Below are 19,886 nucleotides of genomic sequence, written 5' to 3' on the forward strand. Positions count from 1 at the left end.
TCCTCGACAAGCTACTGTCCGAGCACGACAACCCCGGTGTTTCCTTCACCGCTTGAATCCACCCCGCACTACGGTGCAGTAGGTCGCTCGAGAAGCGGCGCGGTATGCCGGGTGGGCGGCTCAGTCGGTGACGTGCGCCGCGACGTGGGCGGCGTCGTGGACCAGGGGGCTGAGGCCGACGGAGCGGTCGACGGCGTCGGGGTCGCCGCACACCTCGAGCCAGTTGGCGAGGAGGCGGTGGCCTCCCTGGGTGAGCACCGACTCCGGGTGGAACTGGACGCCGTGCAGCGGCAGCTGGCGGTGCTGGACCGCCATGATGATGCCGCTCTCGGTGTGCCCGGTGGAGACGAGCGACTCGGGCAGGGTCGCGGGGTCGATCGTCAGCGAGTGGTAGCGCGTGGCCGTGAACGGCGTCGGCAGCCCGGCCAGCACCCCGTCGCTCTCGTGGTGCACGAGCGAGGTCTTGCCGTGGAGGAGCTCGGGTGCCCGCCCGACGACCCCACCGGCGACGACGCCGAGCGCCTGGTGCCCGAGGCAGACGCCGAGCATCGGCTGCGCCCGCTCACCGCACGCCTCGATCATCGCCATCGACACCCCGGCCTCCTCCGGCGTGCCCGGCCCCGGCGAGACGAGGACCCCGTCGAAGTCGGCGCCGTCGGCAGCGCTGATCGCGTCGTTGCGCACGACCGTGCACTCGGCGCCGAGCTGCTCGAGGTAGCCGACGATCGTGAAGACGAACGAGTCGTAGTTGTCGATGACGAGGATGCGGCGGGGCGAGTCGGTCACGAGGGCTCCGGAGTCGGGAAGGGCGGGTATGCCGTGCCACCAGTATCGGTGCCCACGGTCGTCTCGTCGTAGGGCAGCCAGGAGGCGACGAGCGGGAAGAGCCACTCGAAGCAGGCGACCACGACGAGCCCGACCAGCAGGAGCAGGAGCAGGACCCTCACGAGGACGGGTCCCGGCAGCGTGCGCCACAGTGCGGCATACATCAGGACGTCTCCACGCGCGGGGCGGGCAGGTCGTCGACCAGCGAGAGCTGCGCCCGTGTCCGGGTGCGGACGAGCTCGGCGTGCACGATCCACCGCTGCTTGGCACTGAAGCGGGGATGACAGGACGTGAGCGTGAGCATGGACTTCGTCGGCGTGGCACCCGGGTCACCCGGCACGGGCGCGATGACGTCGGACTCCCACGGACGCACGATCTCGTGGCTGGTCACGGCATAGGTGCTCTCGCCGGCCGCGGTCTCGACGACGACCTCGTCGCCTGCGCGGAGCCGGTCGATGTCGGCGAGCGGCTTGCCGTAGGTGGTGCGGTGCCCCGCGATGGCAACGTTGCCGACCTGTCCGGGCGCGGCCGTCCCGACGTAGTGGCCGAGGCCCCGTGCGAGCTCCTTCGCCGACGTCCCCTCGACGAGCGGACGGGCGTAGTCGGCACCGAAGCGCGGGATCCGCACGACGGCGAAGACGTCTCCCTCGATCCGCACCGTGCTGTCGGCATCACCGGGGTCGCCGGCGCCACCCACGTCCCGAGACGCCTGAGCGAACTCGCGCTCCAGGGACGTGACCGTCGCCGCGTGCGCCCGGTCGGACTCGACGTCGGTCCACCACACCTGCCAGACGACGAAGAGCAGGACCAGGGCGCCGAGGGTCACGAGCACCTCGCCGACGACCCCCACGACCCCTGCTGCCCTGCCGCGCAGGCTCCGGCTCACGGCGCCACCGTGGCGTAGTCGGGCGTGATCGAGCCGGCATACGCCGGGAACGAGAAGTCGTCGAAGGACGCCACGTCGTAGCCGAGACCGACGGCCTTGACGTACTCCTTGTAGATCGAGACCTCGGGCGACTGCTCGAGGATGTCGCGCAGCCGCTGCGGGTCGCCGATGGCGCGGATGCGGTAGGGCGGGGAGTAGACCCGGCCCTGGAGGATGAGGGTGTTGCCGACGCAGCGGACGGCACTGGTGGAGATGATCCGCTGGTCCTGGATCATCATCGCCTCGGCGCCGCCGGCCCAGAAGGCGTTGACGACCGCCTGCACGTCCTGCTGGTGGACGACGATGTCGTCGACTGTGAAGCCGGGCGGCAGGGCGTCGACCCCGAGCTCGGAGTCGTCGAGCTGGACCTCCACGCCGGGGCCCTCCACCGGGGTGCGCCCCGCGGCGACGGCGAGGGCGTCGGCCTCGCGCTTGAGCTCGCCGATCGCGGCGTTGCCGGGGGTGCTCGTGCGGGTGAGCTGCTCGACCTCGGTCTCGAGGGCCTGCAGCTCCTGCGTCATCCGGGCGTTCTCCTTGGTCTCCTGCCGGATGATGTCGGGGATGCCGGCCGCGTCCGAGCGCAGGCTGCGGCCCTGGGCGACCGACCCGCTCGTGGCGAAGAGGATGCCGGCGAGGATGGCCACGACGGGGACGAGGAGCGACCACCCGCTGGGTCGCGTCGTGAGGAAGGTCCTGCGCTCGGCCACGGGGGTCACCGCCTTTCAAGGTCCAGGCTCTACGCTAGGCCACGACCCCGAACGTCAAGGAGACAGTCCGTGCCAGAGTCCAAGGGCCGCGCCAAGCCCGCCTACACCCCGCCCCGCACGGCGCAGACCAACGCCACGAAGCCGAACCCGCGCTGGTTCGTGCCCGTCATGCTCGGGCTGATGCTCATCGGTCTCGTCTGGGTCGTGACCTACTACATCTCCGGCGTCAAGGAGTACCCGCTGCCCCAGATCGGCCGCTGGAACCTCGGGGCCGGCTTCGCCTTCATGATGGCCGGCTTCCTCATGACGACGCGCTGGCGCTGACCGCCCGAGCCGCGCGAGCCGCCCGAACGGCATACGAGAACGGCCCCTGACCTCATCGGTCGGGGGCCGTTCCGCGTCTGCCGCCCACACCGTGTGGGGACAGGCTGTGGACAACCGGGAGTTGTCCACAGGAGTTGTCCCCAGTGTGGATGAATGACAGCGATGTAATCCGGCGTCAGATCGGGGACGAGGTGAGCGCGTACTTGAGCAGGGTGAGCCCGACGAGCGCGACCGCGATGGCGCCCAGCCCGATCCAGTGCACCCCGAAGCTCGCACGCTGCGTCGGCGCTGCGTCCGCCGGCCGACGACCGGTGTAGGCCACGACCGCCGCGCACGCCGCCCCGACGAGGAGCCCCCCGAGGTGCGCCTGCCAGGCGATGCCCGGGATGACGAAGCCGAGGACGGCGTTGATGCCGATCGTCGCGTACATCGTCGCCGCCGAACGGCCGAGCCGGCGCTGCAGCACGAGGAACGCCCCGAACAGCCCGAACACCGCACCGGACGCGCCCACCGCTGGGGTCTCCCACGCGCCGAAGTCGCGCCGGTTGAGCTCGTCGATGGTGTGCGGGAAGGCGAGCAGCAGGTAGACGACCGAGCCGCCGATGGCGCTGATGAGGTAGAGCGCGGCGAAGCGGGCCCGCCCCAGCATCGGCTCGAGGTACTGGCCCATGACCCACAGCGCGTACATGTTGAAGCCGATGTGCAGCAGCATGCGCGGGCTGTGCGCGAACGCCGAGGTGATGAAGCGCCACGGCTCGGTGTCGCCGAGGTAGGGCACGAAGGCCACCTCGTCGGTGACCGGTGGTGAGGCGAGCTGGGCGAGGAAGACGGCAATGCAGATGCCGATGATCGTCGTCGTGACCATCGGCCGGCCGGCGACCCCGCTGACGTCCCCGCCGAAGACGGTGCGGCCCTGGCGGATCGACTTCTGGCCCTCGCGCACGCAGTCGACGCACTGCACGCCGACCGCCGCCGCGCGCTGGCACTCGGGGCACACCGGCCGGCCGCAGCGCTGGCATCGCACGTACGAGACGCGGTCGGGGTGACGCGGGCAGACCGGCACTTCTTCCGGGGTGCCGGTCTGTCCGTATGCCGTGGGCTCGCTCACGCGCTCACGCTCGCCTTCGTTCTGCTGGGGTCAGTCCTCGATGGTGAAGCTCTCGATGACAACGTCCTGGACCGGCTTATCGTTCGCACCGGTCCTGACGGCGGCGATCGTGTCGACGACGTCGCGACTTTCCTGGTCGGCCACCTCGCCGAAGATCGTGTGCTTGCCGTTGAGGTGCGGGGTCGGCGTGACCGTGACGAAGAACTGGCTGCCGTTGGTGCCCTTGCCCATGCGCTTGCCGGCGTTGGCCATGGCGAAGAGGTAGGGGCGGTCGAACTGGAGCTCGGGGTGGATCTCGTCGTCGAACGTGAAGCCGGGGCCACCGAAGCCCTGGCCCATCGGGTCGCCGCCCTGGATCATGAAGCCCGGGATGATGCGGTGGAAGATCAGGCCGTCGTAGTACTTGTCCGGGCTGGTGCGGCCGGCGTCGTCCTTGTACTCGAGCTCGCCCGTCGCGAGGCCGGTGATGGTCTTCACCGTCTTGGGCGCCTGGTCGGGGAACAGGGTCAGGTTGATCGTGCCGTGGTTGGTCTTCATCGTTGCCTTCATGCGTCCCATCGTATGGGTTGCCCTGTGACCCGACTGTGACAGTGCTGGTCAAACAGTGTTTGATGGAAGGAGCCGTTGAACGGCGACACCGTTCAATCGTCCATCGATAGGAGATCGTCGTGTTCCGCACGAAGAGCAAGACCGAACAGGCCCGTGAGGCCGTCGCGGCTCGGGTCGAGACCGCCGCCTCCAGCGCATCGGACGCCTCGTCCGCTGCCCAGAACACCGCTGCCGACCTGCGGGCTCGCGCCGCCGAGCTCAAGGTGAAGGCCGCGCCCCGCGTCGAGCACGCCCGCGAGACCGCGCGCAGCTACGCCGACGAGGCCGCCCCCAAGGTGCAGGACGCCCGGGACACCTTCGTCGAGGAGGTCGTGCCCAAGCTCGCGTCCGCCCTCGCCACGGTGCTCGCGGGTGCCGCGGCCACCAAGGCGGCCGCCTCCGAGGCCGCCGACCGCGCCCCCGACGCGTACCACGTGCTCAAGGGTGACGCCGTCGCCAAGCCGGCCAAGCGCGGTGGCGGCAAGGGCCTCGTGCTCCTCGGCCTTCTCGCCGCCGGCGCCGCCGCCCTGGCGTGGAAGAAGTCCACCGAGAAGAAGGACCCGTGGGCGACCGCGGGCGCCTACAACGCTCCCGGCTCGGGCCGTGACTCCTCCCTCGGCGGCACCCACGCCAGCACCAACGGCTCCAGCGTGGGCGACAAGGTCACCGACCTCGCCGCCGCCGCCAAGGAGAAGGCCGCTGCTGCCGGCGCCGCCGTCAAGGACAAGGCCGTCGAGGTCAAGGACAAGGCGTCCGACAAGGCCGCCGAGTCCAAGGACTCGGGCTCGGGCTCGGCGGGCGACGCCTCCGAGTTCGGTGGCGAGCAGACGACCGAGACCGTCTCCGACAGCAACGCCTGGACCGACGCCGGGGACTGGGCCGAGGGCTCCGCTCCCTCGACCTCGGGCACGTCCGAGGGCTCGGACCTCTCCACCCCGCACCTCGACGAGAGCCGCAACGACAGCAACACCTGAGCTGCGCGCCCTTTTCCGCCTGATCCCGGAAAGTGACCGTTCCCCCCGGAAGTGTTCCGGGGGGAACGTCGCGTTTCCGGGGGGCAGGCCACCCCCGTGACGGCCCGATAGGTTGAGCGCCATGTCATCGCCGACGACGCCCGCTCCCCTGGTCGACACCGGGCTCCGGCCCACGGACGACCGGGCGTGGGTGCGCGAGGCGATCCGCAAGCTGCGCGCCGACGCGACGCGGACCTCCGACACCCACCTCATCAAGGTGCACCTGCCGGGGTGCGACCGCGTGGACCTCTACCTCAAGGACGAGTCGACCCACCCGACCGGCTCGCTCAAGCACCGGCTCGCGCGCTCGCTCTTCCTCTACGGGCTGTGCAACGGCGTCATCGGGCCGAGGACGACCGTCGTCGAGGCGTCGTCGGGGTCGACGGCGGTGAGCGAGGCGCACTTCGCCCGGATGCTCGGCGTGCCGTTCGTGGCGGTGATGGCGTCGACGACCTCGCCGGCCAAGATCGCCCTCATCGAGCGCGAGGGTGGGCGGTGCCACCTCGTCGACGACCCGACGGCGGTCTATGCCGAGGCGCGCCGGGTGGCCGATGCGGCCGGTGGCGTCTACCTCGACCAGTTCAGCAACGCGGAACGGGCGACGGACTGGCGCGGCAACAACAACATCGCCGAGTCGATCTTCGAGCAGATGTCGATGGAGGAGCACCCGGTCCCCGCCTGGATCGTCGTGGGCGCCGGGACGGGCGGGACGTCGGCGACGATCGGGCGGTTCGTGCGCTACCAGGCGCTGGACTCGCGGGTGTGCGTCGTCGACCCCGAGCACTCGGCGTTCCTGCCGGCGTGGCAGGGCGACGGGGAGGCGCGGCTCGAGCCGTCACGGATCGAGGGCATCGGGCGGGCCCGGCTGGAGCCGTCGTTCCTGCCGCTCGTCGTCGACCGGATGCTCGGAGTTCCCGACTGCGCGTCGATCGCGGCGATGCGCTTCCTGCGTGAGCGGACCGGCATATCGGCGGGCCCGTCGACCGGGACGAACATCTACGGCGCGCTGCGGTTGGCGGCGGAGATGGAGGCGTCTGGCGAGCGCGGGTCGATCGTGTCGCTCGTGTGCGACCGCGGCGACCGCTACGACGAGACCTACAACTCGGACGAGTGGGTGGCGGCCAAGGGTCATGACCTTGCGCGGTATGCCGGTGTGCTGGCTTCCGCGTGGGACGACGGTCTCTGGACCGGCTGAGTTCCAGAAGGTTTCGCTGTAAGCAGGGGGACGGCCTAGCCCCGGATGGCTCATTCTGGCTATGAGGAATTGACTAGCCCGGTTTCACGATTCGCCTCATCACAAGTGTCAGGCCGACCTAGGTTCGCCGTGGGGGACAACTCCCTACTCGCCGTCGACCACCCTGCCAGGAGAGCCCGTGAGAACGTCCCTGCTCCGTCGAACGTCCCTCGCCGCGATAGCTGCCATCGCCCTCACCGCCGGCGCCGCCACCGCCATTGCCGACGATGTCTTCAACACTGTGGGCAACACCCTGGACGACACAGTCGAGTCCATGTCATTGGCCGCCGGTGGCGCGACAGGGACGACCGCGTTCGATGTCCAACCGAGGGTCGGCGACGGTGAGAACGGCTGCAACGTGAAGAACGACGCAAGCCTCACCGTCAACGTCGTCTCGTCCGACGCCACCAAGGCCACGGTCTTTCCTAGCAGCCTGACGTTCACCGACTGCGGCACTCCTCAGAGCATCACCGTCACCCCCGTGTCGGCTGGCTACAGCCGGGTCACCCTCACAGTGGCAACCAACAACAGCACTGGCACCTTCAACCTCGCGCCAGCGACCTTCGATGTCGTCATCGCGCCGGGCGCCCAGACGAACACGGCGCCGACCGTCACGGTGACAGGCGTGACGGACGGCGCCTCCTACGAGCACGGATCCGTTCCCGCAGCCACATGCGCGGCTGATGACGCCGAGGACGGTTCCTCCACTCCACCCGTGTCACTGACTGAGATCACCGGTCCGCTCGCGGCATACGGTCTGGGCTCACAGACGGCGACCTGCAGCTACACCGACAAGGGCGGCCTCATTGCCACGTCGTCCGCGACCTACTCCATCGTCGACACCACGGCACCGACCATCTCGGCCGTGATCAGCCCGGTCCGCCCTGACAGCGGCTGGTGGAACGTCACCAGCGGTGCTCCGACCGTCACGTACACCTGTGGCGACACGGCTTCCGGCATCGCCGACTGCCCCGCGCCTCACACCTTCATCGAGGGCGAGGACCAGCTCCACGAAGGCACGGCCTACGACAGGGCGGGCAACAGCGCCAAGGGGGGCGTGAGTGACGTCGATGTCGACCTCACTGGGCCGGGTGTGACCTGGCTCGGCGGGCCGGCCGCTGGCGCGAGCTACTACTTCGGCTCGGTTCCTGCTGCAGGCACCTGCGAGGCGAGCGACGCCCTCTCCGGTCCGGACGGCTGCGCCGTCACCGGCTACGGCACGACGGTCGGCGCTCACACCCTGAGCGCCACGGCAAAGGACAAGGCGGCCAACTCCACCACGGAGCAGCGCGACTACACCGTGCTCGCGTGGACGCTTCGCGGCTTCTTCCAGCCGGTCGACATGGGCGGCGTCCTCAACACCGTCAAGGGCGGCTCCACCGTGCCACTGAAGTTCGAGGTCTTCGCCGGCAACACCGAGCTGACCGACCCGGCGGTCGTCGAGGCCTTCTCGGTCAAGCAGGTGAACTGCGGCACGAGCACCGTGACGGATGACGTCGAGCTCGTCACCACGGGAGCCACCTCGCTGCGGTACGACGCCACCGGCGGCCAGTTCATCCAGAACTGGCAGACCCCGAAGAACGCGGGCGCGTGCTACACGGTCACCATGAAGACCGACGATGGGTCCGCCATCAGCGCCAACTTCAAGCTGAAGTGACCCATGACGAAGGCCCGGGTGAGCACTGCTCCCCCGGGCCTTCCTCATGTCCAGTGTGCGGGTCAGACCACCATGCCGGCGCGGTCGACCTTGCGGTGGTAGCGAACACCGGTGATGGCACCGAGGATGGCGCCCACGAGGCTCGCCACCAGGGCCACCACGAGGGCGATGATCCCGGCCGTGCTCAGCGTGCCCTCGTCCACCGGGATGCGGGGGAAGACGTTGATGTCCTGGAGGACGTTGTACTCGTTGCCCGCGAGGACGGCGAGCAGGGCCAGCAGCCCGGCGATGACCAGGGCCCACACCCAGACGGCCACGCCCTGGGCAGGGCCGCTGAAGCGGGCCATCCGGCCGGCGACGTAGCCACCACAGAAGTAGGCCAGCAGGAGGATGAGGCCGAGGCCGACGATCCCGGCGGTACCGACACCGGTGGCGTTCTCCGTGGCGTCGCTCGCGGCCTGGTCGACGTCCGTCCCGGTCGCGATGCCCAGCGCGGCACCCGCCGCGGCGAGCAACGCCGTCAGGACGACGGTCATGCCGGTCGCGGTGAGCCAGCCGAAGAAGGCCGCGCCCGGCTTGACGCCGCCGTACTCCGCCTTCTGGGCCGCCACGTCGGTGATGGGACGGGACGGGTCGACCACATGCCCGGCCCTGTCGTCACGTCGGACGTCCCTGTCGTAGTCGTGGTCGCGCCGGACGTCCCGGTCATACGCGTCGTCGCGCCGGACGTCCCGCTCGTGCCCGATGCGCCGGTCGTCCCGGTCGCTCGGGTCGTCCCGGTCGTTTCGGTCACGGTTGAACACGCCGCGCCGACGGCCGTCCTGGTCACTCTCGGCGTGCTCGTACCTGTCGTCGGGGTCGGTGTTCCTGCGGCCAGGTGTGCTGCTCATGTCGCTTCTCCTGTGTTCGGTCCTCGGCAGGTGCCGGGGAAGCCGTCGTGGGGCCGATCCGGGGGTGCGGATCGACCCCACGACGTGTCTCGGGGTGTGAGCGCTGGATCAGCGGTCGCGGGTGCCCCGGGTCTCGTCGACGCCGTCGGCCTCGATCTGCTCCTTGCGCACCTCGCCGCTGACCTGCTCCTGCTCGGTCACGGTCTCCTTGCCGAGGCTGACGCGCTCGACCGGGACGGCCTCGGTCGCGACGACCGGTCGCTCCTCGTGGAGCGTGATCTCGTGCTCCTCCTCGGAGATCGCCGGACCGGCCATCGCCTCGTCGCGGTTGGCGTCCGTGATCGGCTCGCGCTCTACCCGGACCTCCTCCCGGCTGACCGGGACCGTGACCTGCTGCTGCTCGGTCGTGACGTACTTGCGCAGGCGAGCCCGACCGGTCTCCCGGGCCTCGGTGCCCACCCGGAGCCGCTCCTCCGACCGCGTCATCGCGTTGTCGGTGTCGGGCCCGGACGTGTCGCCACGGTCGCCACGACCCAGGTCAGCGTCGTCGTCGACGCCGCCGGTCGCGTACGCGGTCTGGGTCTGGTCGCCGTCGATGTCACCACCGACGCCACCGCTGACGCCGTAGTGGCGGTAGAGCCGCTCCTCCTCCTCGGGGTCGAGGTGGCCCTCATCCGGGTTGACGTTCGGCGCGTCCTTGACGACGTCCTTGGTGAAGGGGACCGTCAGCCTGTCGTCGCCGAACGTCGCGGACTCCAGCGGGACGAAGCTCTCGTTCATCCCGAACAGGCCGGTGTTCACGGTGACCCACTCGGGGCGTCCGGACTGGTCGTCGAGGTAGACCGTGCCGGCGCGGCCGATCTTCTCGCCGTCGCTGCTGTAGACGTCGTTGCCCATCACGGACTGGATCTGGTTCTCGTCGAGCATGAATCCTCCTGGTGCGGTGCACGGTGATGTCCGTGGGTCGGCTGCCTCCCTCCCAGACGGGGGGGCGGCCGTGCCGACCGCCTCGGTGTGGCAGTCGACCCACTCGGCACGACGTCTCCTGGTCGAACGGAGCCTCGTGCCGGCACAGGGTCGGATACCCCTGCGGCTCGGGCACAAACCTCCTGCTCTCTGCACCTAGTCACCGACGGCCCGACCTGACCGGGAAAATTTGGTCCCGTTGAGTGCGTGAAACGGCTTCGCCCTCACAAGGGCGAGGCGGATCATGGAGCGCGTGGGGCCGCGCGCCCGGTACGGCGCCGCGCAGGAGGTGGACCATGAGCCAAGCACGTCGTCTGTCGACCCGGGCGGGCGCCGTCCTCGCGGCACTCGCCATGGCCCTGGTCCTGCCCGGGGCGGCCCAGGCCGACCCGGCCACCCCCGGGAGCTACCCCGCAGCCTCCTCCGCGAGCCGTGTCTCCGCCTACTTCTTCGACACCTGCACGGCTCCGTCCCTCACCGCCCTGGGCGCGTGGAGGGGCAGGGCCCCCTACACCGGCGTGAACACCTACTTCGGCGGTCGCAACCGCGCCTGCACCCAGCCGAACCTCACCGCCTCGTGGGTGCGCAGCGCGACGGCCGCCGGATGGTTCCTCGTCCCGACCTACATGGGCGACCAGCCGTTCTGCATGTTCGGGAGCAAGCCCTATCGCTACAGCACCACCAGTGCGGCAGCACGGGGGGCGGCCGACGGGGCCGACGCCGTCGCCCAGGCCAAGGCACTCGGCATGATCCCCGGAAGCGCGCTCTACGCCGACGTCGAACACTACGACCGGGCGGCGGCCGGCTGCACCGCCGCCGTGCGCACCTACGTCTCGGAGTGGACCCGGGCCCTGCACCGGGCCGGCTACCTCGCCGGTGTGTACGCGCACCAGGACTCCGGCGTCCGCGACCTCGCGGCGAGCTACCTCTCGACGAGCCTCGCCCGACCGGACGCCGTCTGGATGGCGCGCTGGGACGGCGTCGCCACGACGCAGAACTGGCCGACGGCCGGCAACACCCTGTGGGCCGAGTTCCAGCGCGCGAAGCAGTACCGCGGCGACCACAACGAGACCTGGGGCGGCGTGACCCTCAACATCGACAGCAACCTCATGCGCGGACCGGTCGCCACGGTGCTGCGGACCTACCGCGTGACGAGCACCGGGACGCTCAACGTGCGCAGTGGCCCCTCGAGCGCCTACCCGATCGTCGGGACCCTGGCACCCAACGCCTCCGTCTCCGTGATCTGCCAGGCCCGCGGCCAGGTCGTCGGCACCACCTCCGTGTGGGACCGGATCAGCACGGGCGGATACGTCTCGGACCGCTACATCTCCACCCCGTCGTCGACGACCTTCAGCGCGCCGCTGCAACGGTGCTCCTACCCGGGACAGACGACGATCTCGACACCCGTCAACACCCGCAGTGGTCCAGGGACCTCGTATGCCGTGAACGGCTCGTTGCAGGGCGGCGCCCTCGCCTGGGTCGCCTGCCAGAGGTCCGGCACGGTCGTCGGCACGACGGGGGTGTGGAACCAGCTCGTCGACGGCAGGTGGATCAGCGACTACTACGTGTCCAACGCCTCGAACACGACGTTCAGCGCGCCGGTCCCGCGCTGTCCCTAGTCCGACGCTGGGCCGGTGCCGCAGCCCGGATGGCGTCGGTGAGCCGGTCGACGAGCGGTGAGCGCAGCCGCCACGACTGCCAGTGGAGCGGGACGTCGACGTGGTCGCGGGTGCCGAGCCTGACGAGCGACCCCCGCTCGAGCTCCTCGGCGCACTGGGCCTGCGGCAGGGCTCCCCACCCGAGCCCCGCGCGCACGGCCTCGGCGAACGCCTCGGAGCTCGGGATGCGGTGGGTCGGTGGCATCGCCTCGCGCTCGACCCCGTGGCGGGCGAGCACACCGGCCTGCACCTCGTCGTGCTCGTTGAACCGCAGCACCGGCATCCGGGCCCAGTCGACGGTTCGACCCCTGGTGAACCGGTCGCGCAGCTCCGGGGTCGCGACCGGCAGGTAGCGCATCCCGCCGATCCTCTCGACCGAGCAGCCCTGCACGGGAACGGGGTTCGACGTCACGGCACCGAGCACCGTGCCCGCACGCAGCAGCTCGTGGCTGTGTCCCTCGTCCTCGACGTGCAGCCGGAGGACGACGCCCTCCCAGCCGGCGAACTCGTGGAGGATCGGGCGGAACCAGCTCGCCAACGAGTCCGCGTTGACGGCCACGGCCAGCTCCCGAGGGGCGGCCGACTCCTCGAGCGCGGCCCGTGCCTCCTGCTCGAGGAGGTGCTGCTGGCGCGCGAGGCGGACGAGCACCTCGCCCGCCGGCGTCGGCTCGCACGGCAACCCTCGCCGGACGACGACCTGCCCGAGCGAGTGCTCCAGTGCCTTGATCCGCTGGCTCACCGCCGAGGGCGTCACGTGCAGCCGGCGTGCCGCGGCCTCGAAGGTCCCCCCGTCGACGACCGCGAGGAGCGCCCGGAGCTGGTCGGTCTGCACCCATCGATCCTAGATGAAGCGCCACTAAGGGCTGCGAAGAATCCTTCGCTGGGCTTCACCGCCCGCGAACCGTAGCGTCGACCACGATGACCACCACGATCCTCACCACCGTCCTCGCCGGGCTCCTCTCCGGCTTCTCCCTCATCGTCGCCATCGGCGCACAGAACGCCTTCGTCCTCCGGCAGGGTGTCGCCCGGGACCACATCGGCGTCGTCGTCGCGATCTGCGCACTGAGCGACCTCGCCCTCATCGTCGCCGGGGTCGTCGGCGTGGGGGCCATGGTCGAGGGCCACCCGACCGTCCTGCGGGTCTTCACCCTGGGCGGGGCGGCATACCTCGTCTGGTTCGGGGTGCGCTCCCTGCTCGCGGCACGCACGCCGAAGACCCTCGTGGCCGGCGCACCGTCGGCGAAGGGGTCGATCGTCCTCACCGCGCTCGCCCTGACGTGGCTCAACCCGCACGTCTACCTCGACACCGTGCTCATGCTGGGCAACCTCAGCGCGTCGTACGGGCCGACCGGGAAGTGGTGGTTCGGCCTGGGCGCCGGGGTCGCCAGCGTCGGATGGTTCACCGCTCTCGGGTATGCCGCTCGGCTCGCCTCGCGGTGGTTCGCCCGCCCCCGCACCTGGCAGGTGCTCGACATCGGCATCGGTCTGGTCATGCTCGCGCTGGCCGCCTTCCTCCTCCGCACCGCCTTTTAGAACCAGTTTGGCCGCCGCCGATCGGGGAAGGAGGAGGTGGAGGAGAGAGCCATGAACCACCACACGTCGCACCTTCGACCGGACGGGAGCACGTTCCCGCCGGTGACGCCGGACCCGCCACCGCCCCCCGGCTACGTCGACCCGCTCCAGCAGCTCGAGCAGGCGCTTCGGCGCAAGATGTCTTCCGCTGACGGGTCGGACGACGAGGGAGGGGAGTCGACGGAGTCCGCGGCCGACGTCGAGAACGACGCCTGAGCTGGGTCGGCGCGCGCTCCGCGTGGTGCCGCTCAGGGTTCTTTCGTGCCGGATGCCCTCAGTGCCTCGGCACCCGGGCCGGTGAGCCGTTCGAGGGCCGCCGGACGGCCGGTGAGCAGGAGCAGCAGCGCTCCGATCGGGCCCTCGATGCTCGGGCCCTCACCTCGGGTCCAGTCGGTGTCGGTGGCAGCGAGTCGGTACGCACCCAGCGGGAGCCGGCGGAAGACCGTCGAGAGCCAGCTCCGGCGGGTGTCCCACCGCCTGGTCGCCGCGGTCTTGCAGGCGGCGGGCGGCATCGCGAGTTCAACGCCGAGGGGGATTGCGATGTCCTGGCTGTGGACGAGGATGTCGGTGAGCGTCTCGAGCGGCGTGACGAAGGAGTTGTGCCGCCGGGTGCCGATGCCGCTGCGGATCCGGTCGACGATCTCGTCGGTCGCAGCGGTTCGGCCCGGAGCACGGCCGAGTCGTGGATCATCCGGTTGAGGGTGAGGTTGCGCAGCAGGTCCGTGACGCCCTCACGGCGCTGCGCGGGGTCACCGACCCCGACCTGTGACGGCCAGCTGCTGCCGGTCAGGTCCGCGTGGTCAGCTCGGGGTGTTCGGCGGGGTCCGTGACCACTGCCCGGGCGACGTCGCTGATCCGGTGCCGATGGCGGCGGGCATAGAGGCGCATCAGCTCGAAGGCGGCATCGACATCGATGCCGTGGGTCCGGGACAGGATGCCCTTCGCCTGCTCGATGGTGATCCGGCTGGTGAGCGCCCGCTTCAGCTGTTCGGTGAGGATCTCCGCGTTGCTGATGCTGCGCTCTTGCAGGAGACCGATCGTGGCGATGTCGGCAAGCCCTTGGAGGATGCGGACATCGGTCGGCTCGAGGTCGCCGGTCCCGGAGCCGAAGAGGTTCAGCGCCCCGATCACGGTCCGCCGGTGTCGCAGGGGGAAGGCGTGGACCGACTGGAACCCGGCAGCCGCCGCGCGCGGTGCGAAGCGCGGCCACCGCTGCCCTGCTCGCTGCAGGTCGCTGTTCACCACGGCCTCGCCGGTGCGGTAGCAGTCCAGGCACGGCCCTTCGTCGTACTGGAGCTGGAAGAGCTCCAACAGCCGCACCGACTCCTGGGAGGACGCCATGTACTGCAGCTGGCCGTGCGGGTCCGCCAGCAGCAGGCCGGCTGAGGTGGAGCCGCTGACCTCGGCCGTGTGCCTGGTCAGGGACTCGAGGAACTCGATGACGTCGAAGTCGTCGACGAGGGTGTCGGCCACCTCGACGAAGACCTCGGTGAGACGCTCAACGGCGATCATGCTGTCCGCCTCCCGCTTCTGCGGTGCGCCATCGCGTGGGTTCCGACGCTCTCATGTGCTGTCTCGTTCCAGGACGAGCTTTCCGTCGACGATGTCCTTGGCGACATCACTGATGGCCCGCCCTTCACTGTACGAGAAGGCCCTCAGTCGCGCCATTGCCTCGTCGAGGCCGACGTCGAGGTCCACCATGACCATGCCCTGCGCCTGGTAGACCTCGAGGCGGTGAGCCATCGCGCCATCGAGGTCGGTTGAGGGCGCGTCGGCGGTCGCTCGGGCCTGCGTGTCCACGAGCAGGCCCATGGCGACATCGGCGAAGGTGCGTGCCCGGTCGAGGGCGCTGGGGGCCAGTGAACCTACCTCCGAGCGGTAGATGTCCATGGCGCCCGCGCGAGCCGAACCCACCTGCAGTGGGAAGGCGAAGACGGCTCGGACACCGCGCTGCTGCGCAGCCGGCGCGTACCCCGGCCAGCGGCGGGTGCCCTGACCTTCAAGGTCGGGCTCGAAGACCGGCCGCCGGGTGGCATAGGCGTCGATGGAGGGCCCTTCACCGAGGCTGAACTGCAGCTCTTCGAGCACCCTGCTGTCGGGGTCTGAGACGGCGACGGTGGCACCGGCGTGGACGTCGTCGATGAGGAGGCTGACCCCGACCCCGGTTGCCGGGAGCACGCGGGCGAGGGTCGTGCACAGGCGTTCCAGTCGTCCCAGGCTGCCCGACGGGGGAGCCGTGCTGCCCGCATCGTCGCCGAGAATCCGGTCGAGCGCCACCCGAAGATCCTCGTCACTCATGACACACCCGCTCTCGGGAGGGGGCGGGGACGCACCCTCTCCGCCACCGCGAGCCTCCGGAACGGCGCCAGCGGGATCCCTTGTGTGCGACCGCCAGGCTGCTGGCACTCACGTCGATCCCTTCCCGGACCTCGTTGGGCGGTGGAGGACCCTGACACCAGGGGCGACCATGATCCACCTGTCAGCGTATCCCCCTGCGACGACGGCACCGCCGGATCGTCTCGTGGCGCGAGGTCTGCGTGTGACGACAGAGCCCTCCACCGGTGGCTCGATCGGGTTGGCCCGCCCCAGGCCTGTCCGATGGAAGCGACGTGCCATAGACTCGACGGGTACGGCTGCCCTGGACCCCGGTGGCGAGATCCCCCCATCGCGGGAGTCCATCATCATGGCAGTCACCGACGGCAGGCACGCTGCGTGCGCAGATGCGCTCGGTCGGGCGCGTGTGGTGACCGGGCTCCGCGACCACAAGCACGCTGGCGCCAGCTGTCGACCTCACGTTGGCGCCAGCGCTGAGCCATGAACGCTGGTCCGTCGCCTCTCCCTCCGGCGCGACGGATCAGCGGCGCGAAGGTGCCCGTCCCCCTCCAAATCTGACGGGCCGCCTGGGGCTGAGCGTCGTCGGCGTCGCGGCCCTGCCCGTCGACGGGATGCTCGTCGCCCTCGACGGGCTCGCCCTGGGCACACCCCACCGACCGGGACGTATCTGAACCGGGCCTCGCGGCTCCTCAGTCCCGGTGCCTCACCACACCCACCCCCATCCGCCACGGGCCCACACCGAGGGTCCCGTTCGCTCCTCCCAGAGAAGGACTTCCGCCATGACCGTCGAGACCACCCTCGACCCCACCCCCGTCTCTCCCGCCGACGCCCTGCGCGACCTGTGCGGAGGAGCGGTCCACCTGGCCGGCGATCCCGGCTACGACACCGCCCGTATGCCGTGGAACGTCGCCGTCGACCAGCGTCCGGCCGCCGTGGCCTTCCCGCGTCACGCGCAGGACGTCACCGACGTCGTGCGTGCCGCCGCCGCTGCCGGGCTGCGCGTCGCCCCTCAGGGCACCGGGCACAACGCCGGGGCGCTGGCCGACCAGGCGCTCGAGGACGTCGTCCTCCTGCGCACCAACGAGATGTCGGCCGTGAGCATCGACGCGGAGTCGCGGATCGCCCGCGCCGAGGGCGGTGCCCTGTGGCAGGACGTCGTCGAGGCCGCAGCCCCACACGGGCTCGCCGCCCTGCACGGCTCGTCGCCCGACGTCGCCGTCATCGGCTACTCGCTCGGCGGTGGGCTCAGCTGGTACGCCCGCTCGCTCGGCCTCGCCGCCAACAGCGTCACCGCCGTCGAGGTCGTCACCGCCGACGGCTCGCTCGTGCGCGCCGACGCCCGCACCGAGCGCGACCTGTTCTGGGCGCTGCGCGGCGGCGGCGGCAACTTCGGGGTGGTCACCGCCATCGAGTTCCGGCTCTACCCGATCTCGGACGTGTATGCCGGCATGCTCCTCTGGGACCGCGAGCGCGCTCCCGAGGTGGTCCGGACCTGGGCCGAGTGGTCGCGCACCGCCCCCGACTCCGTGACGACGTCGCTGCGGGTGATGAGCTTCCCGCCACTGCCGGAGCTCCCGCCTTTCCTCAGCGGCCGCCAGCTCGTCGTCATCGACGGCGCCGTGCTCGCCGACGACGCCGTCGCCGAGGCGCTGCTCGCGCCGCTGCGGATGCTCGAGCCCGAGATGGACACGTTCACCCGCGTCCCGTCGGCGACGCTGACCCGGCTGCACATGGACCCCGAGGGTCCGACGCCCGCGGTGTCCGCCGGGACGGTCCTCGACGGACTGCCCGAGGAGGCGATCGAGGCGTTCCTCGCCGAGGTCGGTCCCGGCTCGACGACGTCGCTGCTCGCGGCCGAGCTCCGCCAGCTCGGCGGGGCGCTGGGTCGCTCGTCCGCCGACGCCGGTGCGCTCTCCCACCTGGACGGTGCGTATGCCGGGTTCTTCGTCGCGATCGCGGCGACCCCGGAGATGGCCCAGCAGGGGCGGGCCGACGCCACGTCGCTCGTCGGGGCGCTCGCGCCGTGGGCCACTGGCACCTCAGTCCTCAACTTCACCGAGGAGCGGACCGACACCAGCACGGCATACGACAGGGGAGCCTGGGAGCGGCTGCGCACCATCCGCGCGCAGGCCGACCCGGACGGGCTGTTCGCCGCCAACCACCCCGTGCCCGGGCGTCGACGCGGTCCGGCCTGACCCCCGACTCGGTGTCCCGGGCGCTGCAGGGGCGCGCCCGGGACATCGTCGGAACGCGTCGACGACCTCCCGATCGTGGGCACACTGGACGCATGGCGCGGACGACGACCAGCGAGGCCCATCGGGCCGGCGTCCGCAGGTACTACGACCGCAACACTTGGAAGTTCCTGCTCAGCGGCAGCCAGCGGGCGATCCATCGCGAGCTGTGGGGGCCCGGCGTCACGAACCGCCGCGAGGCGGTGCACCACGCCCACGCCCTGGTGCTCGCGGAGCTCGGCCCGGACGACCGGCGGGTGCTGGACCTGGGCTGTGGAGTGGGGACGGCCGCGCTGTATCTCGCAGCGCGGAGGCCGGTCGAGGTGGTGGGTGTATCGATCAGTCCGGACCAGATCCGACGGGCGGAGCGGCACGCCGCTGCCGCCGCCGCTGGGCCGGGGCCGGGACAGGTGCGCTTCGCGGTGGCCGACTTCACCGCGCTGCCGAGCGACCTGGCCGGCGTGGACCTGGCGTTCGCGATCGAGTCGTTCGTGCACGCCGACCCGGCCGCCGCGTTCTTCCGCGAGGCGGCCCGCGTCCTGCGTCCGGGCGGCACGCTCGTCGTCATCGACGACGTCCTGGCCGGTGACGCGAGCCATCCGCGCCTCGACGACTTCCGGTCCGGCTGGCACGCGCCGTCCGTCCTGTCCGTCGCCGAGGCTGCCCGACTGGCCCGGGTGGTGGGGCTCGAGCTGGTGGAGTCCCGCGACCTGTCGGCGATGCAGCGGCTGAGCCGCCCGCGGGACCGGCTCATCCACCTGGCCCAGCCGTTGCTCCGCCTCGGGCGCGGCCGCTCCATGTGGGCCGACTCGATGGTCGGTGGAGACGCCCTCCAGGCCTGCCATCTCGGCGGGGTGCTCGAGTACCGGCTGCTCCGCTTCGTCCGACGCGCGGATCACGGCTGAGCGACTCGTCCGGGACATCGTCGGGACATCTCGACGATGTCCCCGGGACGGTGGGCGCACGACGGTGGATTCATGACCACCACCTCGCTCCCCAGCTCCCCGTCCACCGAGACCTCCACCCCCGAGGTCTCCCGTCCGGGCCGCGGCCGCCGCGCCGCCGTCGCCCTCACCGGGCTGCTCGCCTGCGCCCTCCCCACGTCGTTCGCCGTGAGCATCACCGCGATGCTCGTCACCGGCACCGAGGCCGACCACCGCTTCCACCAGCTCACCGGTCAGGGCCTGCTCCTCGTGGCGCTCTGGTTCGGAGCGCTCCTGCCGATGCTGCGAGCCGGGTGGAGGGGCGAGCGGCCGTCGACGGCGGCCGGCTACCGCCACCTCGCGTTCGTCGGTGTCGGCCTCGTCGCCTCGGCGGTCTCGGCCGGCGGCGGCGCTCGCTCCCTCATGGTCATCGTCACGCTCACCGGGGCGCTGGTCTGGGCGGCGCTGCCGCAGCGGCCCCGGCTGCGGGCGCGGGTCTCGCTCGACCCAGGGGACGAAAGAGGCCCTTCTCGGATTCGAGAAAGGGCCTCTGACCTGTGGTGGAGCCAAGGGGACTCGAACCCCTAACCCCCTGCTTGCAAAGCAGGTGCGCTACCAATTGCGCCATGGCCCCCGGGCGGCAATCAGCACCGCCGAGGTGTTCAGTTCTTGCTGGGGACCTGCGGCGTACCCGAGTCGGTGGCCTCGGCCCACAGCCGCTGGTCCGCGCCCTGGGCGTCGAGCTTCTTCTTCACGATGCCGGCGGTGAGCGCGGTCAGGGCGACGACGAGGATCTTCTTCACGGATCTCCACCTCTGCAGGTCGAGGATCGGATGGTGGGCCTAAGAGGACTTGAACCTCTGGCCTCTTCCTTATCAGGGAAGCGCTCTAACCGTCTGAGCTATAGGCCCGTCGCCGATCCGGCGGCGCC

General features: G+C 70.9%; 23 protein-coding genes and 2 tRNA genes. 10 read left to right on the forward strand and 15 right to left on the reverse strand.

Translation table 11 applies throughout. The features are described 5' to 3' along the window. Positions 1–120: 120 nt before the first annotated feature. Genes ACOJV9_RS09580 through ACOJV9_RS09595 form a run of 4 tightly spaced genes read right to left on the reverse strand, consistent with a single transcriptional unit; the run spans position 121 to position 2,457 of the window. Positions 121–786 (reverse strand): aminodeoxychorismate/anthranilate synthase component II, encoded by a 666-nt coding sequence (locus ACOJV9_RS09580; RefSeq protein WP_420184980.1) that lies wholly within the window; start codon positions 784–786, stop codon positions 121–123. Further along, a complete protein-coding gene (locus ACOJV9_RS09585) occupies positions 783–989 on the reverse strand; it encodes a hypothetical protein (RefSeq protein WP_420184981.1) in 207 nt (68 codons plus the stop codon). Before ACOJV9_RS09585 ends, ACOJV9_RS09580 begins: the two co-directional genes overlap by 4 nt. Next, positions 989–1,711, reverse strand: coding sequence for a class E sortase (locus ACOJV9_RS09590; RefSeq protein ID WP_420184982.1), 723 nt, complete (start codon positions 1,709–1,711; stop codon positions 989–991). Before ACOJV9_RS09590 ends, ACOJV9_RS09585 begins: the two co-directional genes overlap by 1 nt. After that, positions 1,708–2,457 (reverse strand): DUF881 domain-containing protein, encoded by a 750-nt coding sequence (locus ACOJV9_RS09595; RefSeq protein WP_420184983.1) that lies wholly within the window; start codon positions 2,455–2,457, stop codon positions 1,708–1,710. Before ACOJV9_RS09595 ends, ACOJV9_RS09590 begins: the two co-directional genes overlap by 4 nt. A 69-nt stretch (positions 2,458–2,526) precedes the next feature. Here ACOJV9_RS09595 and ACOJV9_RS09600 point away from each other — a divergent pair, with 69 nt between their 5' ends. Next, entirely contained in the window at positions 2,527–2,781 is a 255-nt protein-coding gene (locus tag ACOJV9_RS09600; RefSeq protein WP_420184984.1) for a cell division protein CrgA, read from the forward strand. Between the two features lie 175 nt (positions 2,782–2,956). Here ACOJV9_RS09600 and ACOJV9_RS09605 read toward each other — a convergent pair whose 3' ends face one another. Together ACOJV9_RS09605 and ACOJV9_RS09610 are read right to left on the reverse strand one after the other, a co-directional pair. After that, the gene (locus ACOJV9_RS09605) at positions 2,957–3,889 is read right to left on the reverse strand and encodes a rhomboid family intramembrane serine protease (RefSeq protein ID WP_420184985.1); all 933 of its coding nucleotides are present in this window, start codon (positions 3,887–3,889) and stop codon (positions 2,957–2,959) included. Between the two features lie 30 nt (positions 3,890–3,919). Then, positions 3,920–4,438: a peptidylprolyl isomerase gene (locus ACOJV9_RS09610; protein ID WP_420184986.1), complete on the reverse strand. Its 519-nt coding sequence runs from the start codon at positions 4,436–4,438 to the stop codon at positions 3,920–3,922. Positions 4,439–4,557: 119 nt separating this feature from the next. Here ACOJV9_RS09610 and ACOJV9_RS09615 point away from each other — a divergent pair, with 119 nt between their 5' ends. The 3 genes from ACOJV9_RS09615 to ACOJV9_RS09625 all read left to right on the forward strand — a co-directional run bounded on the left by ACOJV9_RS09615 (position 4,558) and on the right by ACOJV9_RS09625 (position 8,381). Further along, positions 4,558–5,451, forward strand: a complete 894-nt coding sequence (locus tag ACOJV9_RS09615) for a hypothetical protein (RefSeq protein WP_420184987.1) — start codon at positions 4,558–4,560, stop codon at positions 5,449–5,451. Positions 5,452–5,572: 121 nt separating this feature from the next. Beyond that, complete coding sequence (locus ACOJV9_RS09620; protein ID WP_420184988.1) at positions 5,573–6,685, forward strand: PLP-dependent cysteine synthase family protein; 1,113 nt, start codon at positions 5,573–5,575, stop codon at positions 6,683–6,685. A gap of 397 nt (positions 6,686–7,082) precedes the next feature. After that, the gene (locus tag ACOJV9_RS09625) at positions 7,083–8,381 is read left to right on the forward strand and encodes a PxKF domain-containing protein (protein WP_420184989.1); all 1,299 of its coding nucleotides are present in this window, start codon (positions 7,083–7,085) and stop codon (positions 8,379–8,381) included. A gap of 62 nt (positions 8,382–8,443) precedes the next feature. On the opposite strand, the gene ACOJV9_RS09630 is transcribed toward ACOJV9_RS09625, so the two are convergent. Both ACOJV9_RS09630 and ACOJV9_RS09635 read right to left on the reverse strand, forming a co-directional pair. Continuing rightward, a complete protein-coding gene (locus ACOJV9_RS09630) occupies positions 8,444–9,271 on the reverse strand; it encodes a hypothetical protein (protein WP_420184990.1) in 828 nt (275 codons plus the stop codon). A gap of 108 nt (positions 9,272–9,379) precedes the next feature. Next, positions 9,380–10,198 (reverse strand): DUF2382 domain-containing protein, encoded by an 819-nt coding sequence (locus ACOJV9_RS09635; RefSeq protein ID WP_420184991.1) that lies wholly within the window; start codon positions 10,196–10,198, stop codon positions 9,380–9,382. Between the two features lie 335 nt (positions 10,199–10,533). Between ACOJV9_RS09635 and ACOJV9_RS09640 the strand changes: the two genes are divergently transcribed. Then, on the forward strand, positions 10,534–11,856 hold the full coding sequence (locus tag ACOJV9_RS09640) for a glycoside hydrolase domain-containing protein (RefSeq protein ID WP_420184992.1): 1,323 nt from the start codon (positions 10,534–10,536) through the stop codon (positions 11,854–11,856). On the opposite strand, the gene ACOJV9_RS09645 is transcribed toward ACOJV9_RS09640, so the two are convergent. After that, positions 11,828–12,727: a LysR family transcriptional regulator ArgP gene (locus ACOJV9_RS09645; protein WP_420184993.1), complete on the reverse strand. Its 900-nt coding sequence runs from the start codon at positions 12,725–12,727 to the stop codon at positions 11,828–11,830. The genes ACOJV9_RS09640 and ACOJV9_RS09645 overlap by 29 nt on opposite strands. Before the next feature lie 86 nt (positions 12,728–12,813). Here ACOJV9_RS09645 and ACOJV9_RS09650 point away from each other — a divergent pair, with 86 nt between their 5' ends. Further along, positions 12,814–13,428: a LysE/ArgO family amino acid transporter gene (locus ACOJV9_RS09650; RefSeq protein ID WP_420184994.1), complete on the forward strand. Its 615-nt coding sequence runs from the start codon at positions 12,814–12,816 to the stop codon at positions 13,426–13,428. 51 nt (positions 13,429–13,479) lie between these two features. Then, complete coding sequence (locus ACOJV9_RS09655) at positions 13,480–13,683, forward strand: hypothetical protein (RefSeq protein ID WP_420184995.1); 204 nt, start codon at positions 13,480–13,482, stop codon at positions 13,681–13,683. Between the two features lie 32 nt (positions 13,684–13,715). On the opposite strand, the gene ACOJV9_RS09660 is transcribed toward ACOJV9_RS09655, so the two are convergent. From ACOJV9_RS09660 to ACOJV9_RS09670, 3 genes are all read right to left on the reverse strand, one after another. Then, on the reverse strand, positions 13,716–13,979 hold the full coding sequence (locus tag ACOJV9_RS09660) for a hypothetical protein (RefSeq protein ID WP_420184996.1): 264 nt from the start codon (positions 13,977–13,979) through the stop codon (positions 13,716–13,718). A 274-nt stretch (positions 13,980–14,253) separates the two neighbouring features. Next, entirely contained in the window at positions 14,254–14,979 is a 726-nt protein-coding gene (locus ACOJV9_RS09665) for an ANTAR domain-containing protein (protein ID WP_420184997.1), read from the reverse strand. A 51-nt stretch (positions 14,980–15,030) separates the two neighbouring features. After that, positions 15,031–15,765 carry a GAF and ANTAR domain-containing protein gene (locus tag ACOJV9_RS09670; RefSeq protein WP_420184998.1) on the reverse strand — a complete coding sequence of 245 codons (735 nt, stop codon included), beginning with the start codon at positions 15,763–15,765 and terminating at the stop codon, positions 15,031–15,033. Positions 15,766–16,580: 815 nt separating this feature from the next. Between ACOJV9_RS09670 and ACOJV9_RS09675 the strand changes: the two genes are divergently transcribed. The 3 genes from ACOJV9_RS09675 to ACOJV9_RS09685 all read left to right on the forward strand — a co-directional run bounded on the left by ACOJV9_RS09675 (position 16,581) and on the right by ACOJV9_RS09685 (position 19,543). Next, the gene (locus ACOJV9_RS09675; RefSeq protein ID WP_420184999.1) at positions 16,581–17,996 is read left to right on the forward strand and encodes an FAD-binding oxidoreductase; all 1,416 of its coding nucleotides are present in this window, start codon (positions 16,581–16,583) and stop codon (positions 17,994–17,996) included. Between the two features lie 92 nt (positions 17,997–18,088). After that, positions 18,089–18,937 carry an SAM-dependent methyltransferase gene (locus ACOJV9_RS09680; protein WP_420185000.1) on the forward strand — a complete coding sequence of 283 codons (849 nt, stop codon included), beginning with the start codon at positions 18,089–18,091 and terminating at the stop codon, positions 18,935–18,937. A 72-nt stretch (positions 18,938–19,009) separates the two neighbouring features. After that, complete coding sequence (locus tag ACOJV9_RS09685; RefSeq protein ID WP_420185001.1) at positions 19,010–19,543, forward strand: hypothetical protein; 534 nt, start codon at positions 19,010–19,012, stop codon at positions 19,541–19,543. Here the strand turns inward: ACOJV9_RS09685 and ACOJV9_RS09690 are convergent. The 3 genes from ACOJV9_RS09690 to ACOJV9_RS09700 form a co-directional block, all read right to left on the reverse strand. Beyond that, positions 19,514–19,589, reverse strand: a tRNA-Ala gene (locus tag ACOJV9_RS09690). The two genes, ACOJV9_RS09685 and ACOJV9_RS09690, sit on opposite strands and share 30 nt — an antisense overlap. A gap of 28 nt (positions 19,590–19,617) precedes the next feature. Then, positions 19,618–19,758 (reverse strand): DLW-39 family protein, encoded by a 141-nt coding sequence (locus tag ACOJV9_RS09695; RefSeq protein ID WP_420185002.1) that lies wholly within the window; start codon positions 19,756–19,758, stop codon positions 19,618–19,620. Positions 19,759–19,789: 31 nt separating this feature from the next. Continuing rightward, positions 19,790–19,866 (reverse strand) — tRNA-Ile (locus ACOJV9_RS09700). Positions 19,867–19,886 lie beyond the last annotated feature (20 nt).

It is taken from the genome of Knoellia terrae, assembly GCF_048606435.1.
GTDB lineage: Bacteria > Actinomycetota > Actinomycetes > Actinomycetales > Dermatophilaceae > Knoellia > Knoellia terrae.